At 44.2% G+C, this 24,115-nt stretch carries 19 protein-coding genes and 1 tRNA gene; 4 read left to right on the forward strand and 16 right to left on the reverse strand.

What is annotated here, in order from left to right; genetic code table 11:
• Positions 1–1,266, forward strand: a 1,266-nt coding sequence (locus tag QZ998_RS02860) for a trimethylamine methyltransferase family protein (protein ID WP_296557852.1), incomplete at its 5' end; no start/stop codon positions are given.
• A gap of 258 nt (positions 1,267–1,524) precedes the next feature.
• Complete coding sequence (locus QZ998_RS02865; RefSeq protein WP_296557853.1) at positions 1,525–2,898, forward strand: sigma 54-interacting transcriptional regulator; 1,374 nt, start codon at positions 1,525–1,527, stop codon at positions 2,896–2,898.
• Positions 2,899–3,083: 185 nt separating this feature from the next.
• On the opposite strand, the gene QZ998_RS02870 is transcribed toward QZ998_RS02865, so the two are convergent.
• From QZ998_RS02870 to QZ998_RS02890, 5 genes are all read right to left on the reverse strand, one after another.
• A complete protein-coding gene (locus tag QZ998_RS02870; RefSeq protein WP_296557854.1) occupies positions 3,084–3,623 on the reverse strand; it encodes a nitroreductase family protein in 540 nt (179 codons plus the stop codon).
• Between the two features lie 29 nt (positions 3,624–3,652).
• Positions 3,653–4,258 carry an SOS response-associated peptidase family protein gene (locus QZ998_RS02875; RefSeq protein ID WP_296557855.1) on the reverse strand — a complete coding sequence of 202 codons (606 nt, stop codon included), beginning with the start codon at positions 4,256–4,258 and terminating at the stop codon, positions 3,653–3,655.
• A gap of 155 nt (positions 4,259–4,413) precedes the next feature.
• Positions 4,414–5,685 (reverse strand): hypothetical protein, encoded by a 1,272-nt coding sequence (locus tag QZ998_RS02880; protein WP_296557857.1) that lies wholly within the window; start codon positions 5,683–5,685, stop codon positions 4,414–4,416.
• 14 nt (positions 5,686–5,699) lie between these two features.
• Positions 5,700–7,589, reverse strand: a complete 1,890-nt coding sequence (locus QZ998_RS02885) for an ABC transporter ATP-binding protein (protein ID WP_296557859.1) — start codon at positions 7,587–7,589, stop codon at positions 5,700–5,702.
• Complete coding sequence (locus QZ998_RS02890) at positions 7,586–9,325, reverse strand: ABC transporter ATP-binding protein (protein WP_296557861.1); 1,740 nt, start codon at positions 9,323–9,325, stop codon at positions 7,586–7,588. The genes QZ998_RS02885 and QZ998_RS02890 overlap by 4 nt, the downstream gene beginning before the upstream one ends.
• A 406-nt stretch (positions 9,326–9,731) precedes the next feature.
• On the opposite strand from QZ998_RS02890, the gene QZ998_RS02895 reads away from it, so the two are divergent.
• Positions 9,732–10,364, forward strand: coding sequence for a hypothetical protein (locus tag QZ998_RS02895; protein ID WP_296557862.1), 633 nt, complete (start codon positions 9,732–9,734; stop codon positions 10,362–10,364).
• A 76-nt stretch (positions 10,365–10,440) separates the two neighbouring features.
• Here QZ998_RS02895 and QZ998_RS02900 read toward each other — a convergent pair whose 3' ends face one another.
• The 8 genes from QZ998_RS02900 to QZ998_RS02935 form a co-directional block, all read right to left on the reverse strand.
• The gene (locus tag QZ998_RS02900; protein ID WP_296557863.1) at positions 10,441–12,147 is read right to left on the reverse strand and encodes an ABC transporter ATP-binding protein; all 1,707 of its coding nucleotides are present in this window, start codon (positions 12,145–12,147) and stop codon (positions 10,441–10,443) included.
• 11 nt (positions 12,148–12,158) lie between these two features.
• Entirely contained in the window at positions 12,159–12,983 is an 825-nt protein-coding gene (locus QZ998_RS02905; RefSeq protein WP_296557864.1) for an ABC transporter permease, read from the reverse strand.
• A complete protein-coding gene (locus QZ998_RS02910; RefSeq protein ID WP_296557866.1) occupies positions 12,980–13,873 on the reverse strand; it encodes an ABC transporter permease in 894 nt (297 codons plus the stop codon). The genes QZ998_RS02905 and QZ998_RS02910 overlap by 4 nt, the downstream gene beginning before the upstream one ends.
• Before the next feature lie 83 nt (positions 13,874–13,956).
• On the reverse strand, positions 13,957–15,504 hold the full coding sequence (locus QZ998_RS02915; RefSeq protein WP_296557867.1) for an ABC transporter substrate-binding protein: 1,548 nt from the start codon (positions 15,502–15,504) through the stop codon (positions 13,957–13,959).
• A gap of 30 nt (positions 15,505–15,534) precedes the next feature.
• A complete protein-coding gene (locus tag QZ998_RS02920; protein ID WP_296557869.1) occupies positions 15,535–16,071 on the reverse strand; it encodes an FmdE family protein in 537 nt (178 codons plus the stop codon).
• A gap of 292 nt (positions 16,072–16,363) precedes the next feature.
• Positions 16,364–17,011 (reverse strand): NAD(P)H-dependent oxidoreductase, encoded by a 648-nt coding sequence (locus tag QZ998_RS02925; RefSeq protein WP_296557871.1) that lies wholly within the window; start codon positions 17,009–17,011, stop codon positions 16,364–16,366.
• Complete coding sequence (locus QZ998_RS02930) at positions 16,992–17,543, reverse strand: NAD(P)H-dependent oxidoreductase (protein WP_296557873.1); 552 nt, start codon at positions 17,541–17,543, stop codon at positions 16,992–16,994. The genes QZ998_RS02925 and QZ998_RS02930 overlap by 20 nt, the downstream gene beginning before the upstream one ends.
• Before the next feature lie 136 nt (positions 17,544–17,679).
• Entirely contained in the window at positions 17,680–19,380 is a 1,701-nt protein-coding gene (locus tag QZ998_RS02935) for a S8 family serine peptidase (protein ID WP_296557875.1), read from the reverse strand.
• Between the two features lie 232 nt (positions 19,381–19,612).
• Between QZ998_RS02935 and QZ998_RS02940 the strand changes: the two genes are divergently transcribed.
• On the forward strand, positions 19,613–20,041 hold the full coding sequence (locus QZ998_RS02940) for a DUF3788 domain-containing protein (protein WP_296557877.1): 429 nt from the start codon (positions 19,613–19,615) through the stop codon (positions 20,039–20,041).
• A gap of 22 nt (positions 20,042–20,063) precedes the next feature.
• Here the strand turns inward: QZ998_RS02940 and zupT are convergent, their stop codons facing one another.
• The 3 genes from zupT to QZ998_RS02955 form a co-directional block, all read right to left on the reverse strand.
• On the reverse strand, positions 20,064–20,912 hold the full coding sequence (zupT, locus tag QZ998_RS02945; RefSeq protein ID WP_296557879.1) for a zinc transporter ZupT: 849 nt from the start codon (positions 20,910–20,912) through the stop codon (positions 20,064–20,066).
• A 232-nt stretch (positions 20,913–21,144) separates the two neighbouring features.
• A tRNA-Ser gene (locus QZ998_RS02950) sits at positions 21,145–21,234 on the reverse strand.
• Between the two features lie 182 nt (positions 21,235–21,416).
• Positions 21,417–23,813 carry an HD domain-containing phosphohydrolase gene (locus QZ998_RS02955; RefSeq protein WP_296557880.1) on the reverse strand — a complete coding sequence of 799 codons (2,397 nt, stop codon included), beginning with the start codon at positions 23,811–23,813 and terminating at the stop codon, positions 21,417–21,419.
• Between the last annotated feature and the right edge of the window lie 302 nt (positions 23,814–24,115).

The following is a 24,115-nucleotide window of genomic DNA, read 5'->3' on the forward strand; positions in this document are numbered from 1 at the left end:
GATGGTGAGATCGTCTATATAACAGAAGAAGTGGTCAATCAAGCCCTGGCTTCATGTCCCCGAAATTTTGAGCATGTTTCCCGGGGTAAAAGACTCCAGGTCGGAACTGTTCAGAAAAAAACCATCGGCCAGTCGTCGCTGGGACCGATCAATGTTCTTCAAGAAGGGATTCATCGTCCGGCTAGCAGCGATGACTTTGTCAATTTTATTAAACTTTTCCATACCAGCGATGTGATTGACATCATTGACTGTGAATTGCTTTACCCCCATGATGTCCCCGCTTCCTGCCGCACCGATTATATGACCCTGGCGCCGATGATGTACAGTGATAAACCTCTGGCTGGCTTAAACGGCAGCACTGAAGTCTGTCGCCGAACCATCAAGCTGGCCAAGGAATTCAATGATATTCATGACCAGGTACTGATGTCAACGCTGGTTACTAGTGCTCCCCCCTTTGCCTGGGATCGACATATGTGCGAAACCCTCATCGAATATGCCCGCAGTGGCCAGGTTTGCTGCATCGCTGGCGTTGGCTTGGCCGGACTGACGGGACCGCCAGCATTAGCAGGTAATATTATTCAGAACAACACTGAACGACTGGCTGGTATTGTCGCCACCCAGCTGGTAAATCCCGGTGCCCCAGTGATTTACCAGTTCAGTGCCCTGCAAACCGACCTGCGTTACAGCCTATGCGTCTGCGGCGGTGCTGAAACCAGCGTTGAATGGTTTGTTGAAAGTGAACTGGCTAATTTCTATGGCTTACCTAAACGGTCACACGGTTGCCTGTCAGATGCCAAGGATGATGACTACCAGTCTGGTCGGGAGTCAACCATGGTCGGCCTCTCGGCGTTAATGTGCGAGCCGGAAGTATCCTATATGCTGGCTGGTATCATGGATTCCTTTAATACCCTCGGCTATGAGAAATTTATGCTTGATGAGGATACCTATAAAATGTCTGGCCGCTTTTTGAGAAGTGTTAATTTCAGTGATGAATATCTGTGCATGGATAAGATGGAAAAGATTGAGCATTCGGCCAACTACCTGGCGCGAACCACCAAAACCTATAAGCATGATTTTATTTTCCCGGAGTTTGCCAATCGAAAGGCCTATTCTAACTGGGAAAAAGAAGAAAACTCGATCAGTATCCGGGAACGTGCTAGCCAAGCCTGGAAAAAGCGACTGGCCGATTATGTTCCTTTGGAACTCGATAAAGCCCAGCTAAAAATGATTGAAGAACTTTTGCCACCAGAATTACGACTCAAATAACTCATATCACAGTTATTTATTTAAGCCAAATAATCCACAGGTTGCCTTAACCTGTGGATTATTTGTTTTTGTCAATATATTTTTGTCAATTAAGGTGCTTATGTCAATTCAGATGATTTGTAAAAATAGAAAAAAATGTTATAATGGCTCCATAAGTCGCTCCATATTTAGCCTAAGCATCCTTACCTGGCGGATTTAAAAGAACCTGTTTTGCCAAATGAAAGCGTTAATAAATAAAAGAAAAGTTGAGAAGCCATTATGATCGATCTATCCAAAGCCGTAAACACCCCGGAGTATGATAACTACCTAAAATCAATTCCCCATGAAACCCTGTTAAAGATTCTAGAAAATTCCTTTACTGAAATCTATGTTCTGGATAAGGATGGCAAGGTTGTCTATGCTAATCCGGCGGTTACCCGGCTTTATGGCATCAAACCTGAAGATATTGTTCAGAAAGACAGCAAAAAAATAAAAGAGGGTCTCTGGGATCCCTACAGTTTTGATTTGACCAAGGTCTCCCACCAGGCCATCGTCACTGAAAATATTTATTACAAAACCAACCGCACCATTATCTGTATCAATGTACCAGTTTATGACGAGAATAATGAATTTGAATTTATGGTATCCACCTCTTTGGATAATATTCGGTCTGTCGATCTCAGCTACCGGGACGTTCGAAATCCCATTGAAACCATCGATCTGGAGTTTTCTGATCAGATTATCGGAAAAAGCAAATTTTTTAAGCAATGTCTCAGTGATCTGGAGAAGATTGCTAAATCCGATTGTAATCTGCTTATTTTAGGTGAAAGCGGAACCGGGAAAAGTTACATCGCCCAAACCGTCCATAATGAGAGCCGCCGCAGCCATAAACCGTTTCTGGCCATCAATTGCGCCGCCATTCCCGATGGCTTGTTTGAGAGCGAACTTTTTGGTTACATGCCTGGAGCTTTTACCGGCGCTAATGCCAAAGGGAAAGCCGGGTTATTAAAAGATGCCGATGGCGGAACGATATTTCTTGACGAAATCGGTGACTTATCGCCCAAAATGCAGGTTAAAATTTTAGACGTCCTCGAAAACCAGCGCTTTATCCCGGTTGGCAGCAACAAGCCCGAACATGTCAACATCCGAATTATTGCCGCCACCAATCAAAATCTGATTCAGGCGATCAAGGAAAAGAAATTTAGAAGCGATCTGTACTGGCGGCTTAACACTGCCAAGATTATCCTGCCCCCGCTGCGCCAGCGGAAGGACGATGTCCTACTTCTCATCACTCATTTTCTAAATGATTTTAACAAACGTTATAATACCAAAAAAATATTTAGCAAAGCCATTCTCTCTTATTTTATCAGTTACGATTGGCCCGGAAATGTCCGTCAGTTAAAAAATGCGGTCGAACGGATGTGTATTCTCTCTGACAAGATCATTGTCCATGAAAGCCTGTTTCTCCAGTATCTGGATCAGGAAGAAGATATCGAAGAATTCAATGAAGAATGTTTTAATCTTGAAGAATTTAAAAAGCGTACCGTCATCAAACTTTACGCAAAATATAAATCCAGTCGGATCATTGCCAAAAAAATGGGCGTCAGTCAATCGACTGCCAACCTTTTGATTAACAAGTATATCAACGACTAGGGTAGTAAGATGCATCGGGGTCGCTTGATTTTTAACCTCGATGCATCTGTTTGTTCTTTGATCCGATACAAATTAAATGTACTTGAGTTTGTCTAACTGAAGAATACGTGTCTCTTTATGTGATAGCGTTAAGGCAACTTTCTATTTCTAACTATTTCTAAAAAACCGAACCTTACCAGGATTTTCTAAAAGAATTTTAGAATCTCATCTGCAGCTTTACGAGGAGGCATTCTGGCTTCCTGGGCTGCATAACCGACCGCAATCACCGCTACGATAATCTCATCTTCACTGATTGACAGCATCTCCCGGATTTTATCAGCATCCCGAATGCCCATGATCAGGGTATCCAGTCCCAGCTCCCGGGCTTTTAAAATCAGGTTTTCATTGTGCAGTCCCAGATCATAAAATCCCCAACCATTTCCCAACTCATTGGTTGGTTCACCATCGGGATTAAACCCAGCAGTGTTTTTTACAAAGGTGGTGACTATCAGCACCGGTGCATCAGCAGCGTTTTTAGCATTAAAAGATGGCAGGCAATCGGCCTTGAACTGACTTAGCACGGCTTCTGAATGAATGCAATAATACCGTGCGGTCTGTGAATTTTTCCAGGACGGAGCCAGAATTGCCGCTTCAATCATCGCTTTAACCGTCGCTTCATCGACCTTTTTAGATGCGTCGTATTTGCGCATACTTCTTCTTGCTTCAATCACATTTTGAAATTCCATAGTGACCTCCCATTTTTTTAATATTCTTATTATACAATGAAACTAACTTGTTTTTCACCCTGAATCAATTCTTTTTTAAGGACAACCCGATTTTCTGTCATGATTTTTATCGCAGTTTCAGTGGAATACAGAAAGTCTGTTGCCTGGTCTGCTGGAACAACCACCGGCATTCGATTGTGAATCGGTGCGATCAGTTCCACCGGCGGTTTTGTCATAATCATAAACGCATCAAAGCCTTCTGTTTGTCGATGGTAAAAGCCACCCAGATAAATCAGCTCCTCGCTACCGGTAAAGCGGAATTTCTCTTTTTGTTCATTCCATTCATAAAAACCGATCGCTGGAATCAAGCAACGACGATTCATAAAGTCATCCCGGAAAAGGGCTTTTTCCATCACCGTTTCTGACCGGGCATTAATCAAAAGGGTCTTTTTCTTAAAATGCTGCGCATATCCCCATTTTTTTAACGCCAGCTCGATTCCCTGTCGATCCTCCCGAGGGATGTAAACCGGCGCCAGATCGGTGGGATAAATATCGCCTTTTTTTATCGCTGTATGATATTTTTTATTAACCTCTTCAACGATTGCCTTGATCGCTCGTTCCTCTTTGTCGGAATATAGAATATAACGTCCACACATTTTTTCACTCCTACCAAAAGGCTCCTTCAGAAATCAACTACCGCAGATTCTTTTCTTCTATTTCAATCCCAATAAGGCTTTTATCAAATCCATTTAACACACATACTCGCATATCTGCTTCCCCTATTTTCACTTCTTATTTCACTCTCTAAATTTCATCTCGCATCTTCCGTTGCCATTAGTATAATCTCATCGAAAGTGTACCCTGACATGCTTTTAAAGTTCGCATACTTCTTTTTCAGCTTTTTATAAAGTTTTCTCGTATAGGTCATTCTAAAGGGCAGATATTTTTCGATCGCTTTAATGTATTCTTTACTATAAAAATCCTGGTTTTGTGAAATCGCTTCACATATTAATAGGGTCAGATTTTTCTGTAAGAAGGATTTCATCTTACGGGATTTATCATGATCCAGCTGCTCATATGCGTCTGTCATGATCGTATTTGAAAAATCAAACAAGGCATTGGTTAGCTTATCTAAAGGCCATTTTTCCAATGTCACCGAAAAAATAGTCATCTGTTTATTTTCCAGATCTTCTTTGGCATCCTGTAAATCATCACATAATTGCAGCAGGACGCCATAGGCAAAGGCAAAATCCACCTGAGCATCGGAAAGCTTGCCCTTTACTAAATAGGCATCCGCCAGCACCGAAGCCCCGCCTTTTTTCGCACTTATTCCTAGGACGTCTTTTTCGTAGGGGGAAGACATCCCATCGTGCTGCATCAGGCTATTGCATTGCGCGTCGTGAATAGCTAAGAGACTTGCATATAATTCTTTAAAATCTGCTCGACGATATTGGCTCTCAATGATCCCAACAAAATCAAATAAGGCCGCTTCGTAATCGTTATTCGCTTCTATCTGCTGACCTTCTAACCGATGTCGAAAGCGCTTGCTGACCTCTTGTTTATCCTCAAAGGATACTTCCGGGTCGTCTAAATAATTATCAGTATACGGGTAAAGCATACTATAGGCAAAAATAGCTGGAGTATAGTCGACCTTGACCGCAAACAAAACCTGGAGCAGATTCATAATCCAGACATTTCTGAGAGCTTGCAGCATATTTTCTAGTTTCATCTCTGCGTTTAACACTTTTGCATCAGCGATAAATCGATTCGTTATGGTTGGCAAGGCTTCTACAAAATCCTGATCAATCACATCTTCGGTCACGCCTGACTGTTTGCCAAAATTTTTTATCCGTGTCGACAACGAATTTTTCCAGGCCGTTTGCAGATCTTTATTCTGAGGACACTGCTTTAAATGCGAAAAAAGATCCTTGATAAATTGATTCATGGCCTTTTCCCGTTTTATTTTTTCTTTGATGCTAATTTCTTCGCCCAAAACAGGAAAACGCTTGTCTGTATTCCACCACGCTTTGATATACTTACCCTTAAGTTGTTCGATCCTATCATGTACAATAAAATTTTCCAAAAATTCCGCCTTTCTTACACCGCCAGATTATTAAATTGGCTGTTATACAAATCGGCATAAAATGTATCCGCAGCCAACAATTCCTGATGGGTTCCCTTTTCAACGATGGTGCCGTTTTTCATTACCAGAATCAGGTCTGCTGACTTAATCGTAGAAAGCCGATGGGCAATAACAAAGCTGGTTTTGCCCTTCATACTGGAGAGCATCGCTTGCTGCACCTGCAATTCGGTTTTAGTATCAACGCTGGAGGTCGCTTCATCGAGAATCATCAGAGCCGGATTGGCCAGCATCGCCCGGGCAATCGTTAGTAGCTGCATTTGACCCTGAGAAACAGTTCCTTCGTCATTGGAGATCACCGTATCATAGCCTTCTGGCAAGGTCCTGATAAAATGGTCGCAACGTGCCGCCTTGGCTACTTGGATGATCTCTTCCCGGGTGGCATCCATCTTACCATAGGCAATATTTTCAGCAATAGTACCTTTAAAAAGCCAGGTATCCTGAAGCACCATTCCGACCATCCGCCGGAGCCCGCTTTTGGACAGCTCTTTAACATCGATTCCATCAACTTTTATGGTGCCACCATCGAGTTCGTAGAACCGCATCAGCAGATTGACTAGGGTAGTCTTACCGGCACCGGTGGGCCCGACAATGGCCACCATCTCGTTAGGCCTTACCGTAAAGCTGACATCTTCCATTAACAACTCATCGGGATGATAACCAAAACGGACGTGTTCAAAGGCAACCGCTCCAGCCGGAGCAGTAATCTGTTTTGGGGTACTGGTTTCAGATACCTCTTCGGACTCGTCCAAAAATTCAAAAACCCGTTCCGCTGATGCCAGCGCAGCCTGCATCGAATTGATAAAATAAGAAGACTGGGTAATCGGGTCAGCAATCTGGTTGACATACTGCAAAAATGCCTGCACCGTTCCAATCGTCATGGTGCCATTAATGGCAAAGATCCCTCCCACAATGGCTGTCGCCACAAAGCTCAGCTGGGTCAGAAAGCGGATCGCCGGATAGATGGCATAGATCACAAATTGCGATTTCTTATTAGCCTGATACTGTCGCTCGCTCAACTCCCGCTCGGTTTTTATGACCTGTTCTTGTTGGTTAAAACTTTTGATAATCAAGTTGCCACTAAAATATTCTTCGATTTTTCCGTTTAATTCCCCTAAAACCTTCTGATTTTCATAGAAAATCGCCAGCGTTTTTCTGGAAATCCATTTTGTCGCAAAAACGCTCAGCGACATGGTGGCAATGATGATCACCGCCATGACGGGATTAAGGATAAACATAATGGTAATACTAAAAACCAAGTTGCAGAGGGCATTCGTAAACTGCAAGGCTCCAGTTTTTAAAATCTCGGCAATCTTATCCGGATCATTGGTGGTTCGGCTTAAAACCTCTCCGGTTTCATTGGCATCATAATAATGCAGGGGCAGCTTGGTAATCTTTTCGCTTATTTTCTCCCGCAGCGATAAGGCCAGCTTTTCACCCACACTAGCCATGGTGTATTCCTGCAGAAAGGAGAACGCCGCCCCGACCAGATAGGCCATCAGCAACAATAACAGGGGTAGCCCCACGATATCGGCCAGCTGTTCAAAACTGCCACCGATGCCATTAGTGCCAATAGCCTGAATCAGTTGATCCAAGGCTTTCCCGATGATGATCGGGGTAACGGCATAAAGCCCGTTGCTGACCACGGCCGCCAGCAGAATGATCAGCAAGGCCGCCTTTTGTTTAAGCAGCAACGCCATTAATCGTTTAGCAGACGCCTTTGAATTTTTGGGGATATCTTCCATTTCGGGCAGCACATTCATTTCAGGCAGGTCTTCGATATTAAGCGCTTGCTGATTTTCGTACTGTGACTTTTGGTGCTGTGATTTTTTTCGCTGTTTCTTCATAAACTGTCAGCCTCCGTTTCGCTAAGCTGCGACGCGACGATTTCCTGATAAACCGGGCAACTTTTGATCAGTTCACGATGGCTGCCGATGCCGGCCATCCGGCCAGCATCCAGCACAATGATCTGATCAGCATCGATAATAGTACTGACCCGTTGCGCCACAATCACCATCGCCGCATCCGCCATCTCTTTTTTTAGGGCTTTTCTAAGGGCTACATCGGTTTTAAAATCCAGGGCTGAAAAGCTGTCATCAAAAATATAGACCGGTGCTTTTTTCACCAGCGCCCGGGCAATGCACAACCGTTGCTTCTGGCCGCCGGAAAAATTAGTACCACCCTGAGCCACCAAACTTTGATAGCCTTCGGTTAACTCGGTAACAAAATCATGGGCCTGGGCTATTTTGGCGGCCTGTTCCAACTCTGCCAGCGTTGCCTGGCTGTTTCCCATCCGCAGATTGTCGGCAATGGTACCACTAAAGAGCATCGCCTTCTGGGGCACATAGCTGATGCTTTCCCGCAGCTCATGCTGGCTGATCTGACGGATATCCGCCCCTTCTAGGGTGATCGACCCGCTGGCCACATCATAAAGACGCAGCATCAGACTGGCAATGGTACTCTTACCCGAACCGGTTCCCCCGATAATGGCGGTGGTTTTACCCTGCTCACAAGAAAAGCTGATGCCCTCCAAAACTGACTCTTCCGCGCCCCGATAGGAGAAACTGACTTGATCAAAGACCAGTTTTTTTGGATTAGCCGAGTTTCGCAAGGCCTGTGGCTGTATTTCATCCTCAATTTCCGGAACGGTATCGAGCACCTCCTGGGTTCGATCCAGACAGGCTTTCATTTTCGGCAGCATCACGATCACCATCGAAGACATGATCAGCGCGATCAACAAAAGAATGGTATATTCTGAAACAGCGATAATGCCGCCGACCTGAATTTCCCCGTTGAGCACCAGAAAACTGCCAGACCCTAACACCGCTACCATACTGATCCCGACAATCGACCAGATCAGCGGACTAAACACCGCAAAGAGCTTATTCAGACGGATCACGTTATCGGCATAATTTAAAAAGGCGGCGTTGGTTCGTTTTCTTTCGAATTGCGAATTATCAAAGGCCCGGATCACCCGCACCCCGGTAATTGCTTCACCCATGATTCGATTAATGCTATCTAACCGCATTTGGATGGTTTTAGAGATCGGGGTCGCTTTAATAAAGATAAGATAGATAGCCAGTATAAAAACAACCATCGCAATGATCGGAATTGGTACGAGTGCGGGACTCACTTCAATCGTCATAATAATGGCGGTTACCGCGATAATCGGAGCCGGTAAAATCATTTGGGCAAACATAATCACCGACTGCTGGATGACCGTAATATCACCAGTTGCCCGGGTAATCATTGAAGCCGTAGTAAAGCGATTAAAATCACGGATCGATAAGATTTGAGTTTTGTCAAAAATCCGATCGCGCAGGTATTTTCCGGCAAGCGCCGCTAAATCGGCACTCATGTAGCTGGCCCATAAGGAAATCAAGGCCGATAGCCCTACCGCCACCAGCATCTGCAAACCCAATATCACAATGGCCATCAGATCTTTTTTGAGAATCCCGTCATCGATAATTTTAGCTGCAAAAAAAGGTACTGCCAGCATACTAAAGGACTGGATCACCGTTGCCATGATAATTAAAAACAGCATCACTTTTCTTTCTTTTAAAAACTGTACTAAATATGTCACTCATTATTCCTCCAGGCTTGTGTTATTCAATTTCAGAGTCGCTAACCAAGGCAAGGGTTCTCACTGCCGTAACAATAATTATCTACGCATTCTTTAAAACGCATTTCTGGACACGTGGTATCTTATGTCGATTCCAATTTTTGCAATGCCCTGATATTTTCTAAGCACCGCGCTCTTTCATTGATATCTTATTATACAACGATTTTTAAATCGCGGATAATAATATTTATCCTTTCTGTCAATATAAGCGATGTTCAAGCCTATTCTAGCCTATTTAATCGATCTTGTCTGGAGTTAATCTCTCGTTTCAGTCTTCTGAAAATTTCAATCCAATAATTTAGCCAAAACTGTTATTTAAGAGCCTAAATGGGTATTAGTAAAACGAAAGAAAAAGGAGGTGTTTTTTATGACAAAGTCAAGCATCAAACGACTTATTTTACTGATAGCTCTACTGGTTTTCGCGTCAGTTTTTATAGCTGGCTGTAGTCAACCAAGCACGCCAACCACGCCAGATTCCGATAGTGGTACCGAAACTACCGATAGTACGACAACAACCGATAGCACGGCTGCCCTGGAAAAAATTTATGCGCTCTATGACAAGGTTCAATTCGGCCAGACCAAAGCGGAGGTGGATGCCGCCTTGGGTGTAACCGCTAAAGAAGCGATGACCGATATATTTCAGTACCTTGATGCAAACGGAAATGGTGTCATGATCGGTATGAGCTCTGTTTTTTCACAAGATGGAAATACAAAAGTTGTTCTTAACAAGAGCGTCGAGGGTTTAGCTACTTACCTCATCACACTGCCCGATGACCAACGCGTGACTGACGAACAGGCACAAAGCATTACGGAAGGCATGACCTATGATGAAATCAAGACGATGCTCGGCGGCGATGGTTATGAATTGTCCTCAGCTCAGGGCTTTGAAGGCAAACCGGAAATTGACAGAGTCTGGATGAAAGAAGGGATTTCGATGTTAACTGTTAAATTTGCCGGCCCCGATGGAACCGATGTCTCGACAGTAATTGTTGATTTTTAAAACTTGGGTCATCTTACTAAGCCTACTATCACAACAGCCCTCCCATTGATTGTTTCAAGGGGAGGGCTGTTATTGTTCAGACCGCCGATTGGTGATAAGCGTCCTGAAAATATGATCGGTGGCTTGGTGGCCTGACTTCGCCTTTAAAATGATCAAGAATCTTGGTCGGATCCTTAATTTCCTGGATCCCCTGATCGCCTTTTATCAGGTAGATCCGTTCTGAGATTTTCATCGCACAGGCAATATCGTGGGTAACAAAGAGCATCGAAAAACCATGTTTGTTCTGCAAGCCTTTTAGTAGCCGAATCAGGTTTGCTTTACTGGAGGCATCCAGCATCGAAGTTGGCTCATCAGCAATCAGCAATTTCGGTTCCATGGTTAAGGCTCGGGCAATCGAAACCCGTTGCTTTTGGCCACCGGAGAGGGTTTTAACCTTCTGGTTCATAAAACCCAAAGATGAGGGCAATCCGACATCGATTAACATCTGTTCGACCTTGAGCCAGAGTGCCTCGGGCGTCTCGGATTTTTGCAACGTCAATGGTTCGGCGATACAATTATAAACCGACATGTTTTGATTTAAGGCCGTTTCGGGATCCTGGAAGACCATTTGCAAGCCCTTCTTCTGCTGATGCAGTGCTTTAAAGTCGGCCAGCTCGCTTTCAAAAAGAATGGTTCCTTGATCACAAGCCAGGAAACCGCCGAGGATATGGGAGAGGGTCGTCTTACCCATCCCCGACTGTCCCACTAGCGAGACAATTTCACCGGAACTGACCTGGAGGTCGATATTACCCAACACTGCTTTGCTGCCATAATTTTTGCAAAGATCGTAACCTTCTAAAAGAGTGACTATGCCACCCCGGTTACAGGCAATCCGGCGAGAAGAATCATTTTTTTCGATCATCAGAGCCGGTTTATGTTGACTGCAGGAATCCAACTTTTGGTGGCAACGGAGAAAAAATGGGCAGCCACTCTCCGGTTGGTCACATTCACAGACATGCTGAATTCCCCAAATATCGCGGTATGGCTGAATGTCCATACTGGCATTGATAAGCCCCCGGGTATAGGGATGTCGGGGCGATTCAAGAACCCCATCGGTACTTCCTGATTCGAGCAGGGTGCCCTGATAGAGCACCATAACTTTTTCGCTAATATCCCTGGCAAGCCCAAGATCATGGGTAATGGTAATAAAGGAAACCCCATAATTGTGACTAATGTCTTTAATTAAGCCAATGATTTCATTTTTGGTATGCATATCCAAGGAGCTAGTCGGTTCATCGAGAATAACCAGCTGCGGAGTCAGAGCGATGCTGCAGGCAATCAAATAACGCTGCAGCATCCCCCCTGAAAGTTGGCTGGGAAATTGCGCAAGCACCTCTGGATTTAAACCGACCATCTCCATCAGCTCTTCCGACCGTTTCTTAAAGCTATTTTTAGGAAAAGCTTTTTTAAGAATCTCATTGATCTGTTGACCCAGGCTCAGGAGCGGATTTAATACCTCTGACGAGTTTTGAAACGCCAGGGCAATGCTTTTCATCCGGATCGCTTCCCATTTTTTCGGGGACAAATTTAACAGTGATTGCCCCTCAAGGATGACCTCTCCGGATATACTGGCATTTTGATCGAGCAGATTGACGATCGCTTTTGCCAGGGTCGACTTACCGCACCCGGATTCGCCAACAATCGATAGACATTCCCCAGGCTGCATTGCAAAACTGACCGGACCAAGGGTGAAGCCTTCTTTGTACTGCACCGATAAATCATTAACCTTAATTAGTGTTTCCATTTTATTCTCCATTAATCATTAATCAACTGGTTTTCAATTTCTCTCGAAATCAGGCGAATACACAAAATCATTCCCATTAAACAGAACAAGGGTGGCAGCAACCACCAGATCCAGGCATCCATAAAATAGATTCCCTTGAAATTGATCGCCTTATTCATCATCAGCCCCCAGGATTTAGAAAGCGGATCCGATAAGCCAAGAAAAGCCAGCGAGGCTTCTTGAACGATCGCCTTACCGATGACGGCGATCGCATTGACCGACAAAACCGGCAAAATATCCGGAAGCAGATGGGTTTTAACAATATAAAAGAAGCCGCCACCATAGCTCTTAGCCAAACGAATATAGTTTGAATCGATCCGCTCAACCATTTTTGCGCGGACAATTTTTGCAATCGGTGCCCACGAAAAAAGGGCAACGATTAGTACAACATTCACAATACTAGGACCAAAGAAAGCGCCCATAACAATCATAATCGGCAGTTGCGGAATCGCCAGAAAAAGGTTGATCACAAAACTGATACTTTCATCAACCCAGCCCTTAAAGTAACCCGCTAAACCACCCAGCACGCCACCCAGCATAAAGGCAATGGCGGCAGCCATTAAACCAATCATAATGCTTGTAAAAAAGCCCCGGGACAATTGGGCAAAAATGTCAATCCCTAAATCGTCAGTTCCTAAAATGTGGGTCACGGATGGCGGTTCCAGCGAGCCTCCGCTCGGTTGAAACCAACTATGCGGATAAATAAGACTGCCATAGGTAAAGATAACAAATAGGACGCCCAGTACCGCGGCCAGCACGGTGATGCGTTTGTTAAAAAGAATCGCTTGTTTTTTCATTGGTTTATTCCTCGGGTCTTTTTTAATACCTCATTGATCAGATCCGCAATAAAAGAAGCCGTCAATACCATGAAACTGGAAATGAGAAACACCCCTTGAATCAGCAGATAATCCCGGTACATCACCCCCTCCTGCAAAATCTTTCCCAAACCAGGGTAAGCAAAGACATTTTCAATCAGGATCGTTCCGCCCAGACAGGCTCCGACGCTAAGGAAAAATCGTGTGATGACCGGAAAAATTCCATTGAGGACGATATATTTGTAGCGGATCTGATTTTCCGAAAGACCCTTGCCTTTGGCATTGAGGACGTAGCTCTTCTTGAGTACATTGAGGAAACTGCCCCTGGCGGTAAAATAAAAAATTGGTGTTGTAATGATGACCATCGCCGTAATCGGCAGCAGCGCATGAATGAATACATCAAACCAATAAGCCGGCCACGAAGCAAAGCTTTTAAAGGGGGTCACATTTCCCGAAAGGGGAATAAATTTAACCTGTGCCGCCACTAAAAACAACAGCAGAATGCCGATTAAAAAGGCCGGGATCTCCGACAAAAGGGTCGCCGTTCCATAAATCAGGCCATCCATTTTCTTTCGCCTTAACCCCACCAGCGCCAACGACACCCCTAACAAAAGACTGATCACTAAGGTCGATATCATAATCACCAGTGTCCAGGGGAGGCGCTCACCAATCACTTCGGTGACACTTTTCTTGTAATGAATACTCTGCCCAAAATCACCGCTTAAATTGCTGCTAATGGTATTAATGAATTGCTCGCCAATAGGACGATCCAACCCATAATAGGCCTTCATGGTTTCCAGATCGGCCTCGGAAATGCCATCAATATCTTCACCACTTACACTGGATGTATAACTAAATGGGTCCCCAGGCATGAGCCTGGGGATAAAAAAATTAAAGGTGTAAATGACCATAAAGGTGCAAATAAAAAGGATGATTTTTTTTAACATGTTATTCCTTACTGTTCGACGTAAGACAATCGATTTTGTTCAAATTGCTGGTAATCATAGGTTTTAGTCCAACCATCATAGTAGTCTGGTCGGTAGATCACATTGGTGGTTTGAGTCGCCAGTACAATAATGGGAATTTCCTGGCTGATTTTGTCCTGAAGTGCCTTAAACATTTCTTTGCGTTTTTCCGGATCCATTTCCTTTAACTGATCTTCAGCTAACTGGGTAATTTCAGGATTATCCCAGCCAATCGGCCCCATTGAAGTAGGACTTTTTGCTTTGTTTTTGGAATTGGCCGAATAAATGGTTCGCAGGTAATCCGGTTCCCGACCCCAACCGCCATTGCCGACAATCGCCATCTCATAGTCACCGCTATAGACCTTGTCATCACGAACCTGCGTATCATAGGCGGCAATTTCAACGCCAATTCCGATTTCTTCAAGGTTTAGTTTAACCAGTTCGGCAATTTTAACATCCGCACCGGAATTTCCCGCCGCAATCTTTACTTGAATATTTTTGTCTTTGAAAGCCGCCAGCGCCGCTTCTTTATTATAATCATAGGTTTTTACCTTATCACTAAAAAATAGGTTAGTTGGTGGGACATAGCCGGCACTACCAACCGCACCGCTGCCACGGAATACCTTATCAACAATACCCTGACGATCAATTCCCTGGTATAATGCCGCTCTCAGATTAAGATCATTGAAAACTGGGATTGTCTCAAAGTTGATCAAAATCCGGTATCCCATATCATTATCTTTGGTAATAATACCAATGCTATCGTCTTTTTCATATTTTTCCAGAACATCAACCGGTACGTCGCAAATATCGATTTCATTATTCTCAAAAGCCAGTAGCGGATCGCTAACCGGGACAAACTGGATTTTGTCAGCGGCCGGTTTGGCAATACTGTAGTCTTCATTCGCAATAAATTCATAACTTCCAGCCGCCGCATCATAGCTGCTAAATTTATAGGAACCAGACCCAATAAATGCCTCCGGGCTGTTAAAGGTCGCCGGATCAGCTACCTTTTCCCAGATGTGTTTCGGTAAAATCTGGAAGCTGCCCAGTTTGGCAATGGTTGTTGCCTGCGGTTTTTCGACGCTTATTTTTATAGTTCCCGGATCGACAATTTCATAGCTTTGAATCAGATTATTACTAATCGGGTTGCTGACCGGCGGATGAGCCTTGTAATAGTCAATCGTAAAGGCTACGTCTGCACTAGTAAGCGGGGTTCCATCATGAAAAGCGGCGTCTTCTTTGAGCTTAAAGGTAAAGACATTACCTTCGACGCTCCACTCGGTGGCAAGCCAAGGAATAATTCCATTTTCATCTGCTTCCAGCAGCGAATCAAAGATCAGTTTGGTTTTGCCAACCCCCGGGCCGCGTCCGACATTGAGAAAGGGATTTGGTGAACCCCAGTCGGTACCACCAGCCAGACGGATGACCTCGACATGATGATCTGTCGTTGCGGTGTCGGTACTATCTGAACTACATCCGGTAACTAAAAAGAAGCTTGCCAGAATAAGACTAAATATTAAACATCGTTTCTTCATTTTTCTTTTCCTTTTCAAATTTAATTAGTTTTAAAAACCTCGGGTATAGTGGTTGAGACAATCAAGACAGATCTTTTTTCCGTTTTCCAGGCGAATCATATGCTCAGCAGTTTTTTCCCCACAGGCTTCACAAATATAGCTTTCAAAGATGCGAGCTTTTTCGGGCAGTTCGTAACTGGGGGTCTTAAAATCAAAGATCTTGGTGGCATCCGCTTCATTAAGAATATAGGCTTCCATTTCATCCCGACTCATTTCCGGCAGTGATTTTAAGACCAGCCGCAGGTTTTCACCGGTGGTTCGGTTAAAAAAGGAAAACGCCTGCTTACCCCGATTTCTAAAAATAAGATTACCTTTACCGGCACTGCAACCAAGAATAACTTGAACCCCATCAACACCGCAAGCATCATTTTCGCTGATCACAACCACTTCTTCATCTTCAGCAAAATTAATGCCCAGTGCTTTAATGGCTTCCTGGGAAGCCCGCACCCCAATTGCCAGTCCAGGACAGTGATGTCCGTGAAATTTGACACATTTTTCCCATAATTGTTCGTTTGTTTGTTGATTCATTTTTTTCTCCTCGTCCTTTAGAAAAATTTCAAAAAATAAAAGACCCGCAAAAACGAGTCTTCAGACACAAAGCTAATTTGTCTTAAATAAAACATGCGAAACACACATCGTTCATTTAAAAACAATCCTAATTCCTGTTTCCAAACAAGAATTATTAAGTTGTATATACATGCAATATTCTAACATGTAATCATTGAACAGTCAAATGCTAATTTCATAATTCAACTTAATTTAGTTCCCGCCCTATTCCCAGTGGTCGGCCGGGAGTCTAAATCGTACGATCAAGCACTACTTATTTTTCTGCATAAGGCTGATCAAACCGTTTCTCATAAGCCTGATTGCGCTTTAGATTACTGTCCCAGTAAAGGTTGGTGATCCCCGTTTTTGCTAGTAGTGAAAAGACCATATTGCCGGTTTTTGTGCCCTGACGCTTACCGGCCAAACGTTTTAACAAATGTTTATCAAAAGGCTGATCACTTCTAAACTGCTCCATCAAAGCCATCACAGCCTGCTGTTTTTTGCGATTCTGCTGCGGCGGCATCAAGCGAAACCCTTCACTCCCGGGGATCACAATGGTATCCACCAGCACAAAGCCCAGCTTTCTAGCAAGTATCTGATGATAGCGGGTAAGCACCTCAAGATGCACCGATTCAGGAAAGCCGGAATGAATGATAAAGGATACCTTCTTACCTGTCATCAATCCCTCACGGGTCGCCAATCGTTCAAAAAAAGCCTTGACGATCCCTGGCATCGCATCAACGTAAAGCGGGTAGATAAAGACCATGTGACCATAGCTGGCTATGGTGTCCAGATACGCTTGATGTTTAGAGGCCTTCATCAGTAGAATCATTTTATCCTGATCGGTTGAAAACCATTTGGCAATGGTTGTGGAATTACTCTTTTCCCCTCTGGGCGAGCCATTACATATCAGCAAGTTCATAATCTGGCGCTCCTTTCTCATCAAGTATTCTGAAGCTCTTTAATTCACTGCCAAAGTTCAGCGCGACCCGTTTAAAATAGTCTTCAATCAAATCGACCTCATCCTTTTCTACGGTATGATCAACGATCAGTCGGGTGTGAAGCAGCGGCGTGTTTTGATAGCGCGGGTAATGATGTGATTCGTTCTGGTAGACCCGAATATAGGGTAAAAAATTGGGGATCAACCGATCCATGGTTTTTTTTAGGGTCGCTGTGACGAAGCCAAGCCGGACATTAGCTACAAAAACAAGATGATCAGTCTTGACAAAGCTTTTCAAAATATCCTCTTGTTCATCTTTGATGCGGCATTTCCCCGGCGTTTTCAGCCAGCAATCCCAACAACCAAGACAATCGGCTATTCTTTTTTCGCGCAGCTTAAAATAATCAACCGTATCGCCTTTTTGATTGAGGAGTTCTAATTCCTGTTCCAGTTTTGTTTCCTGAGCCATTGTCAAGTCTTCTTGATCAAGCCCATTTAATACACATACTCGCATAATCGCCTCACCTGTCTTCCATTTTTTATTGCTTCTATTCTTAACCCCAAAAAACCCAATTGCTCAAAGATTTTACATGACACGGGTTTCACAGGTTCTGGACGTTTCATCTGTCAAGTCAACGCTGCTGGTTGGCTTAACGCTTCACATATGGTCGCTCGACTTTTCCGGGTGCTTGACTTCCTTTTGATACTAGCTCGATCGTTATCCCTTCCATCCGGTAACCCAAACCTTCAGTTCCGGCTGCTTCTCCATTCTTTGCCCAATCAAGCCAACCGATATTCTCGACATGAACCTGATAGTAAACATCAAAAATCTCGGCCTCCGTTCCGGTTAGCTCAATTTTAATGGCTTCCAGGCGCAGCGACTCCCCCGTCGTGCCACTTAATCCTCCGTTCTCCACAAAATCCTGCCAGCCCTGATTTTCAACATGGGTTTGATAACGAACCCCAATATCGTAGTCGCTGCCATTGGCATTGAGTTCAATGGCTTCTAATCGAAGTGATTCTCCGACGGTACCACTGACTTCACCATTATTCACGATCGCCTGCCAGCCGTTATTTTGAACGTGGGTACGATAAGAGAGGGTTAATGGCTCTTTCTGTCTGACCTGGGCCAAGGCTTGATCCAGTTGAATCAGGCCATAGCCGTAGTGATCGTCGCGGCCTGGTTCACCCAGATCGATGGCCGTTTCTTTTAAAATCGTCTCGACCTCAGCCGCCGAAAGCGTCGCATCCGCTGCCACCAGAACCGCACCGGCGCCAGCTACAACAGGACATGAAAGGGATGTCCCGGACTCCGTGATATAATCATCCTGAGCCCACAGGGTCGTGGTCTCAACCCCTGGCGCGCAAAGATCAACCATTTCATTATACTGGGAAAAGTCACCAATCACATTGTCGCGATCGGTGGCACCAACCGAGATGACATTGTCATAGGCCGAAGGAATCGTAATTTTGCCAGCATTTTCGGGATCGGCACCATCATTTCCAGACGCCGCCACTAAAATCTTTCCCATGCTGGCCGCATAGGCGATGGCAGTCTCTAGAACCGTCGACACCTCATATCCCGCAAAGCTCATATTGATAACCCGCACCTCGGGTCGATTGGCGGCATGATAAAGGGCGGCACAGGCATAACCCAGGTTGGCCTCATTATCTTCTACCGTTTCACCCCCAACCCGGTAGGGGGCAATTTTAATATCGGCGTTGCCGGCCACTCCAGCGATGCCGATCTCATTATTGGCAATCGCTGCAATACAGCCACTGATCGCGGTGCCATGACCAACCACATCGATCGTCTCAGTTTGTCCGGTGACATAATCATAACCATCGACGGACTTGCCCATGATATCCGGGTGCTTGGAGTTAAGACCGGTATCAAGAACCGCCACGACGACAGACTCTTGATTGTTAACCTGATCCCAGGTCTTATCGGCGCCGATCGCTTCAAATTGCCAGGCTTGCGCTAACATTGGATCATTGGGCAGGCTCGCAAATTTGAGGTACGTATTTTTTTGAGCAGCCAGCACATGGGGATTCTTTAACAACTCTACCACCAGTCCATCAACCTGACTTCCATCCTTGACCTTGATGATATCAACCTGATCACTTAGTTTTTCGCCGGCTTCGATCTGATTCGTTGTCAGTCCCAGATCTTTAATTCCACCTTGATTCTGATAAATTATAACAATTTGGTCATCAATCTTAGCATCATGATCCAAGTCTTTAACTTGATGATAACTCAGGATATCTTGATTGGCGGCAACCGCTCCGATTGGTAAACCAGAAAAGATTAACAGCACTATGAGCAAAATGATAGACTTCTTAAATTTCATCGTATACCTTCTTTTAAATTTTTATTATGTCTCGAGCTTGTGTGGAAGCTGTGATCTATCCCTGCGATCTACCCCAAGTCATTTTTTTATCAAATTAACTTGACCTGTCTGGATCAAGGTGATAAATTCTATTTATAAAATTAGTGGTAATTGCGAATGTGTCCTAATCTTTGTGCGCAGCTTTGAGGTTTAACCATTCTACAATTACCAGGAAAATTATTGGAGGTAACCTATGGAATGGAGTCAATCTTTTGAACAGGATCATGAGCCAACACTCGCCGAGATGATCAGTTTCGTCAATAACCCCCTCTGGGTTTCTTTGCAAAGCTTTATTGAAAGCATTTATCACATCAAACCGATCATGAATTACAGCCGCTGTTCCGCCCAGCGCGGCTGGAATCTGAAGTACCGGAAAAGCAGCAAATCCCTTTGTGTGCTCTATCCAATGGATGGTTATTTTATCGCGCTGGTGGTGATTGGAAACAAGGAGCTCAACGAAGCTGAAGCCTATCTTCCCCAGGCCAGCCCAGAAATTCAAGATTTATTTGCCCGAACCCCCTTTGCTGCCGGCGGCCGATGGCTGATGATTCCCGTGACCTCTGAACGGATTCTGGAAGATGTGAAAAATCTCATTCAAATCCGTGTCCAGCCCAAGCAATGATACAAATTCTCTAAATCATTTGCTAAATAAACAATAATAAGCTTACTGCCATCACGATCATTCCGGCAACAAGTCCATAAATCGATAAATGATGTTCGCCGTACTCTCTTGCCGAAGGAAGCAATTCATCTAATGAGATGAACACCATTATCCCGGCTACAATAGCAAATACAATCCCCATCACCGTTTCCGTCAAATACGGCATTAATAGTAAATAGCCGACCAATGCCCCTAGTGGCTCTGAAAGCCCGGATAAGAAAGAGTAGAAAAAAGCCTTCTTTTTGCTTCCGGTTGCATAGTATATCGGAACGGATACCGCAATTCCTTCCGGAATATTATGTATGGCAATCGCAACCGCAATCGGGATGGCAACATTAGGTTCATGAAGCGCGGCAATAAAAGTAGCTAAACCTTCGGGGAAATTGTGAATGGCTATCGCCAGTGCTGTAAACATCCCCATTCTTAGCAGCTTATGATTTTTTTTGGCTTCTTCGCGCTTTTCTATTTGTTCCTGGTGATGGGTATCGGTTGGGTGGTCACTATTGAGCTCTTCGATGCTGTGTAACTCGTGGGGGTTTTCCGAGCTGGGGATCAGTTTATCAATAATTGCAATGATCAGCATACCTCCAAAAAAGGCGATAACGGTAACCCAGGAACCGGTTTTAAGACCAAGTTCACTAATTAAGCTATCTTGTGCCTTGAAAAATATTTCAATCATCGAAACATAAATCATAACCCCCGCTGAAAAACCAAGACTTATTGCTAAAAATTTAGTATTGGTTTTCTTGGTAAAAAAAGCCAAAGCACTGCCGATACCAGTACATAAGCCAGCAAACGTTGTTAGCATAAAAGCAAATAATACATTATTCATGGGAACCTCCGTCAGTTTATTTGTGTTGAGATTACAACTGCGCTCCGATTATAAAAGATCCCTGTGTTTCGCAGTTGTTAATTTAAACGTATTATACCTGATATTCTCTCACTTAACAACAAAAAGCGCGGTGGTTCTCCAAAGGGTCAACACGCCAAAACCACGCAAAAAAAAACAGCCCTAATCGGCTGCGTCGTAACATTTTTATTGATTTTTTTACTAATTTTTGAAATGGCGGAGAGAGAGGGATTCGAACCCTCGGTACGCTTACACGTACACACGCTTTCCAGGCGTGCTCCTTCGACCACTCAGACATCTCTCCTCAGGTAGAACAAAAAACTATTCAAATTTTTCATGCTTACTGATTATACGGCAGCGCGTGATAAAAGTCAATCTTTTCTTTGTCAAACCCCTTTGATTCTACGCCAGTTCGTTTAAAAAGCCATCGGACTTAACTCCAATGGCTTTTTTTTATTTTAACTACGCTCTAATAACTGGGCTGTCTTAACTGGGAAGATTTTTAATCATATTGATAAATTCACGTTTTATTTCTGGATCAAAATGCCCTTCGATTTTTTCCAGATGGGTCAGCGGATGCTGATTTAGCGCTTGGGCTTCGCCTTCCGATGAGGTCAACCGGTCATAGTAGCTGGCAACCGCCACCACCCTTGCCAAAAAAGGAATTTCTTCCCCTTTTAGTCCCTTGGGATAGCCACTGCCGTCCCATCTTTCGTGATGGTGGAGCACCGCATCCGCCAGCGACATGGTATCATCGAAGGCATTGAGAAGCCGATAGCCCATAATCGGATGCTTCTTGATTTCTGATATTTCTTCCTCAGTGCGTTCACTGTTCGCTTCCAACAAGTCCTTATGCAAGACAATCTTGCCAATGTCATGGAAATAACCGGCCAATTTGAGCCGTCTGATTTTAACATGGGGGAGTTCCATGGTTACCCCTAGATCATGACACCATTGGCTGACTCGTTGGGCATGTTCCTCTTCCTGAGGACTATCGCTTTGCAGAGTCGTAATAATTGAATCGAGGGTGGCGCTTTTAAAATCATCCCGTTCCAGAATCTTGGCGGCATACATTTTTTCTTCAGCGGACTCCAGGCATTCCATAATGCTCTGCGCCATCGCTGTTTTGACATCACAGCCCAGCGAAATATTCCCTTTAATGACCTTTACCCCATCTCGGGCAAACTCGGTTTTGATCCGCTTTTTAATCAGTCTCGCCTGTTCAATGGTAGTTTTAGGCAACAGGATGACAAATTCATCGCCACCCCAGCGGGCGATAATATCATCCGCCCGACAGGTTCTGCGCATCACATCGGCGATTTTTTTTAAGAATACATCGCCATGGGCATGCCCAAAAATATCATTGGTCAATTTTAAACCGTTGACATCGCCCATGATAATCGCAATCGGCAGGTTTCTTTCAGTGTCCAGTCGTAGTAATTCTTCTTCTAGAAAGCGGCGGTTATAAAGCCCGGTCAAGGCATCGTGAAAGCTTAAATACTCAATTTCTTTACGTTGCTGATTTTTCTCAGAAACATCTCGGAACACCAGCACAATGCCAACGGTTTCGCCCTTTTCATTCTTAATTGGTGCGGCACTGTCTTCAAGACAAAAGACCGATCCGTCTTTTGCCGTCAACACTGCATGATTTTTAAGTTCCTGGGTCTGATCGGTCGCCATTGCGGTGATGATCGGATCCTCAATCTTGCTACGGCGGTCTTCATGCGACAAAACAAAAACCTCGGTATATTGTTTTCCTCGCGCTTCTTCATTAGTCCAACCGGTCAGCTGCTGAGCCACCTTATTGAGCATTTCAATTTTGCCGGTGGGATCAACCACCATCACCCCATCGCCAATCGAGATTAGCGTCTGAAAATATTTGCTGCGCTCTTCAAACAGTTTTTTTTGAATAATCCGTCTTTCCTGATTGGTTAGCACCCCGTTCATCAGCACCGTCATTTCATCGACATCATTGTCGTTATAGCCCTCTGCGTTACCAGCAAAACAAACAACAGCTTTGATTTTCTCATCAATAAAAATCGGGATGGCTGTAAAGTTACCGGCAATTATCCGACCCCCGGGATGTGCCTGCTCAGCGATCACCTCAGTGCCATCCATATTCATAACAATCGGCTTACGCTGGCGTACTGCTTCACCCCACACCCCGGTCTCTTCCAATCGGTAGGTCAGCTGCGGTGCTACCATGTCCACACCGCTAAGCAATCCTTTTGACCAGACCTTCAGGGTTAATTCCTGTTTTTTCTCATTATAGAAGCAGATATAACCAATCTTACTTTCGGTTAGCTTGAGGGCTTCGTGCAACACATATTCCAACTGTTTTTTATCATTTCTAAAATTTTTACTTAATACATTAACTAGAATCTTATTTCGAAAAAGCACCCGCTCCTGTTTTCTAATCAGTTTTTCCTCATCTGTAAGTTCCCGGATAAAAGCCCCTACCCCGGTTTGGTTTTCGCTTAATTTCACCGGAAATTTTTTCATCTTATAAATGCGGTTTTTATGCTTTTCTTCATATGCAATGATCTCGTTGCGCTCAATAACCTGGCGATCCGTTTTTATCATCGCCGGACCAAAGGGGCCTGCCTTCAGGGCTGAATCCTCCTGACCGATGATCTCCTGAACCGACTTCTGATAATGAGCTTCTGCAGCTTTGTTAATGAACAGATAATTCAGATCATCATCCTTTAAATAGACAACTGTTTCAACTGCATCGATAAAGGCATCGCGGACATCCTCAACATTTTTTGTCAGCATTTTTTGATTTATCAGTTTTTTGTTGCTTTGGACTAAAAACACAGCAAGAATCACGACTGCACTTATTAGTCCAACGATCAGTAGTATACACGCCGCTACTGGTTCCATTCTTTTAGCTCCTCTTCCAACCTACTATACCCATGCTAAGATCATATAAAAAGCGCTAAAATGATTATTTAGCATTTGTAAAGGTTTGCTTTTTGCTGTTGATCTCATTATTATATAATAAAATTAAATATATTCCTATTTTTTTATATCAAAAATCGTTATTTTTATTTTTTATTGTCATAAGCAACAATAGTCGCCTCGCGTAAGGCGGTAGAGCAAAATCCTCAACCACATCCCTTGACGAAGCGACTGTTTTCTTATTCATCGATATCGACTCGTGTCAAGCTGAGCTCCCCATGTCC

This window comes from uncultured Acetobacterium sp. (genome assembly GCF_927416815.1).
In the GTDB taxonomy this organism is placed as follows: Bacteria; Bacillota; Clostridia; order Eubacteriales; family Eubacteriaceae; genus Acetobacterium.

Excerpts from the sequence above, each read along its gene's own strand:
- QZ998_RS02865 (WP_296557853.1), top strand. The coding sequence starts at position 1,525 with ATGATCGATCTATCCAAAGCCGTAAACACCCCGGAGTATGATAACTAC.
- QZ998_RS02870 (WP_296557854.1), bottom strand. The coding sequence starts at position 3,623 with ATGGAATTTCAAAATGTGATTGAAGCAAGAAGAAGTATGCGCAAATAC.
- QZ998_RS02875 (WP_296557855.1), bottom strand. The coding sequence starts at position 4,258 with ATGTGTGGACGTTATATTCTATATTCCGACAAAGAGGAACGAGCGATC.
- QZ998_RS02885 (WP_296557859.1), bottom strand. The coding sequence starts at position 7,589 with ATGAAGAAACAGCGAAAAAAATCACAGCACCAAAAGTCACAGTACGAA.
- QZ998_RS02895 (WP_296557862.1), top strand. The coding sequence starts at position 9,732 with ATGACAAAGTCAAGCATCAAACGACTTATTTTACTGATAGCTCTACTG.
- QZ998_RS02900 (WP_296557863.1), bottom strand. The coding sequence starts at position 12,147 with ATGGAAACACTAATTAAGGTTAATGATTTATCGGTGCAGTACAAAGAA.
- QZ998_RS02905 (WP_296557864.1), bottom strand. The coding sequence starts at position 12,983 with ATGAAAAAACAAGCGATTCTTTTTAACAAACGCATCACCGTGCTGGCC.
- QZ998_RS02910 (WP_296557866.1), bottom strand. The coding sequence starts at position 13,873 with ATGCCTGGGGACCCATTTAGTTATACATCCAGTGTAAGTGGTGAAGAT.
- QZ998_RS02915 (WP_296557867.1), bottom strand. The coding sequence starts at position 15,504 with ATGAAGAAACGATGTTTAATATTTAGTCTTATTCTGGCAAGCTTCTTT.
- QZ998_RS02920 (WP_296557869.1), bottom strand. The coding sequence starts at position 16,071 with ATGAATCAACAAACAAACGAACAATTATGGGAAAAATGTGTCAAATTT.
- QZ998_RS02925 (WP_296557871.1), bottom strand. The coding sequence starts at position 17,011 with ATGAACTTGCTGATATGTAATGGCTCGCCCAGAGGGGAAAAGAGTAAT.
- QZ998_RS02930 (WP_296557873.1), bottom strand. The coding sequence starts at position 17,543 with ATGCGAGTATGTGTATTAAATGGGCTTGATCAAGAAGACTTGACAATG.
- QZ998_RS02935 (WP_296557875.1), bottom strand. The coding sequence starts at position 19,380 with ATGAAATTTAAGAAGTCTATCATTTTGCTCATAGTGCTGTTAATCTTT.
- QZ998_RS02940 (WP_296557877.1), top strand. The coding sequence starts at position 19,613 with ATGGAATGGAGTCAATCTTTTGAACAGGATCATGAGCCAACACTCGCC.
- zupT (WP_296557879.1), bottom strand. The coding sequence starts at position 20,912 with ATGAATAATGTATTATTTGCTTTTATGCTAACAACGTTTGCTGGCTTA.
- QZ998_RS02955 (WP_296557880.1), bottom strand. The coding sequence starts at position 23,813 with ATGGAACCAGTAGCGGCGTGTATACTACTGATCGTTGGACTAATAAGT.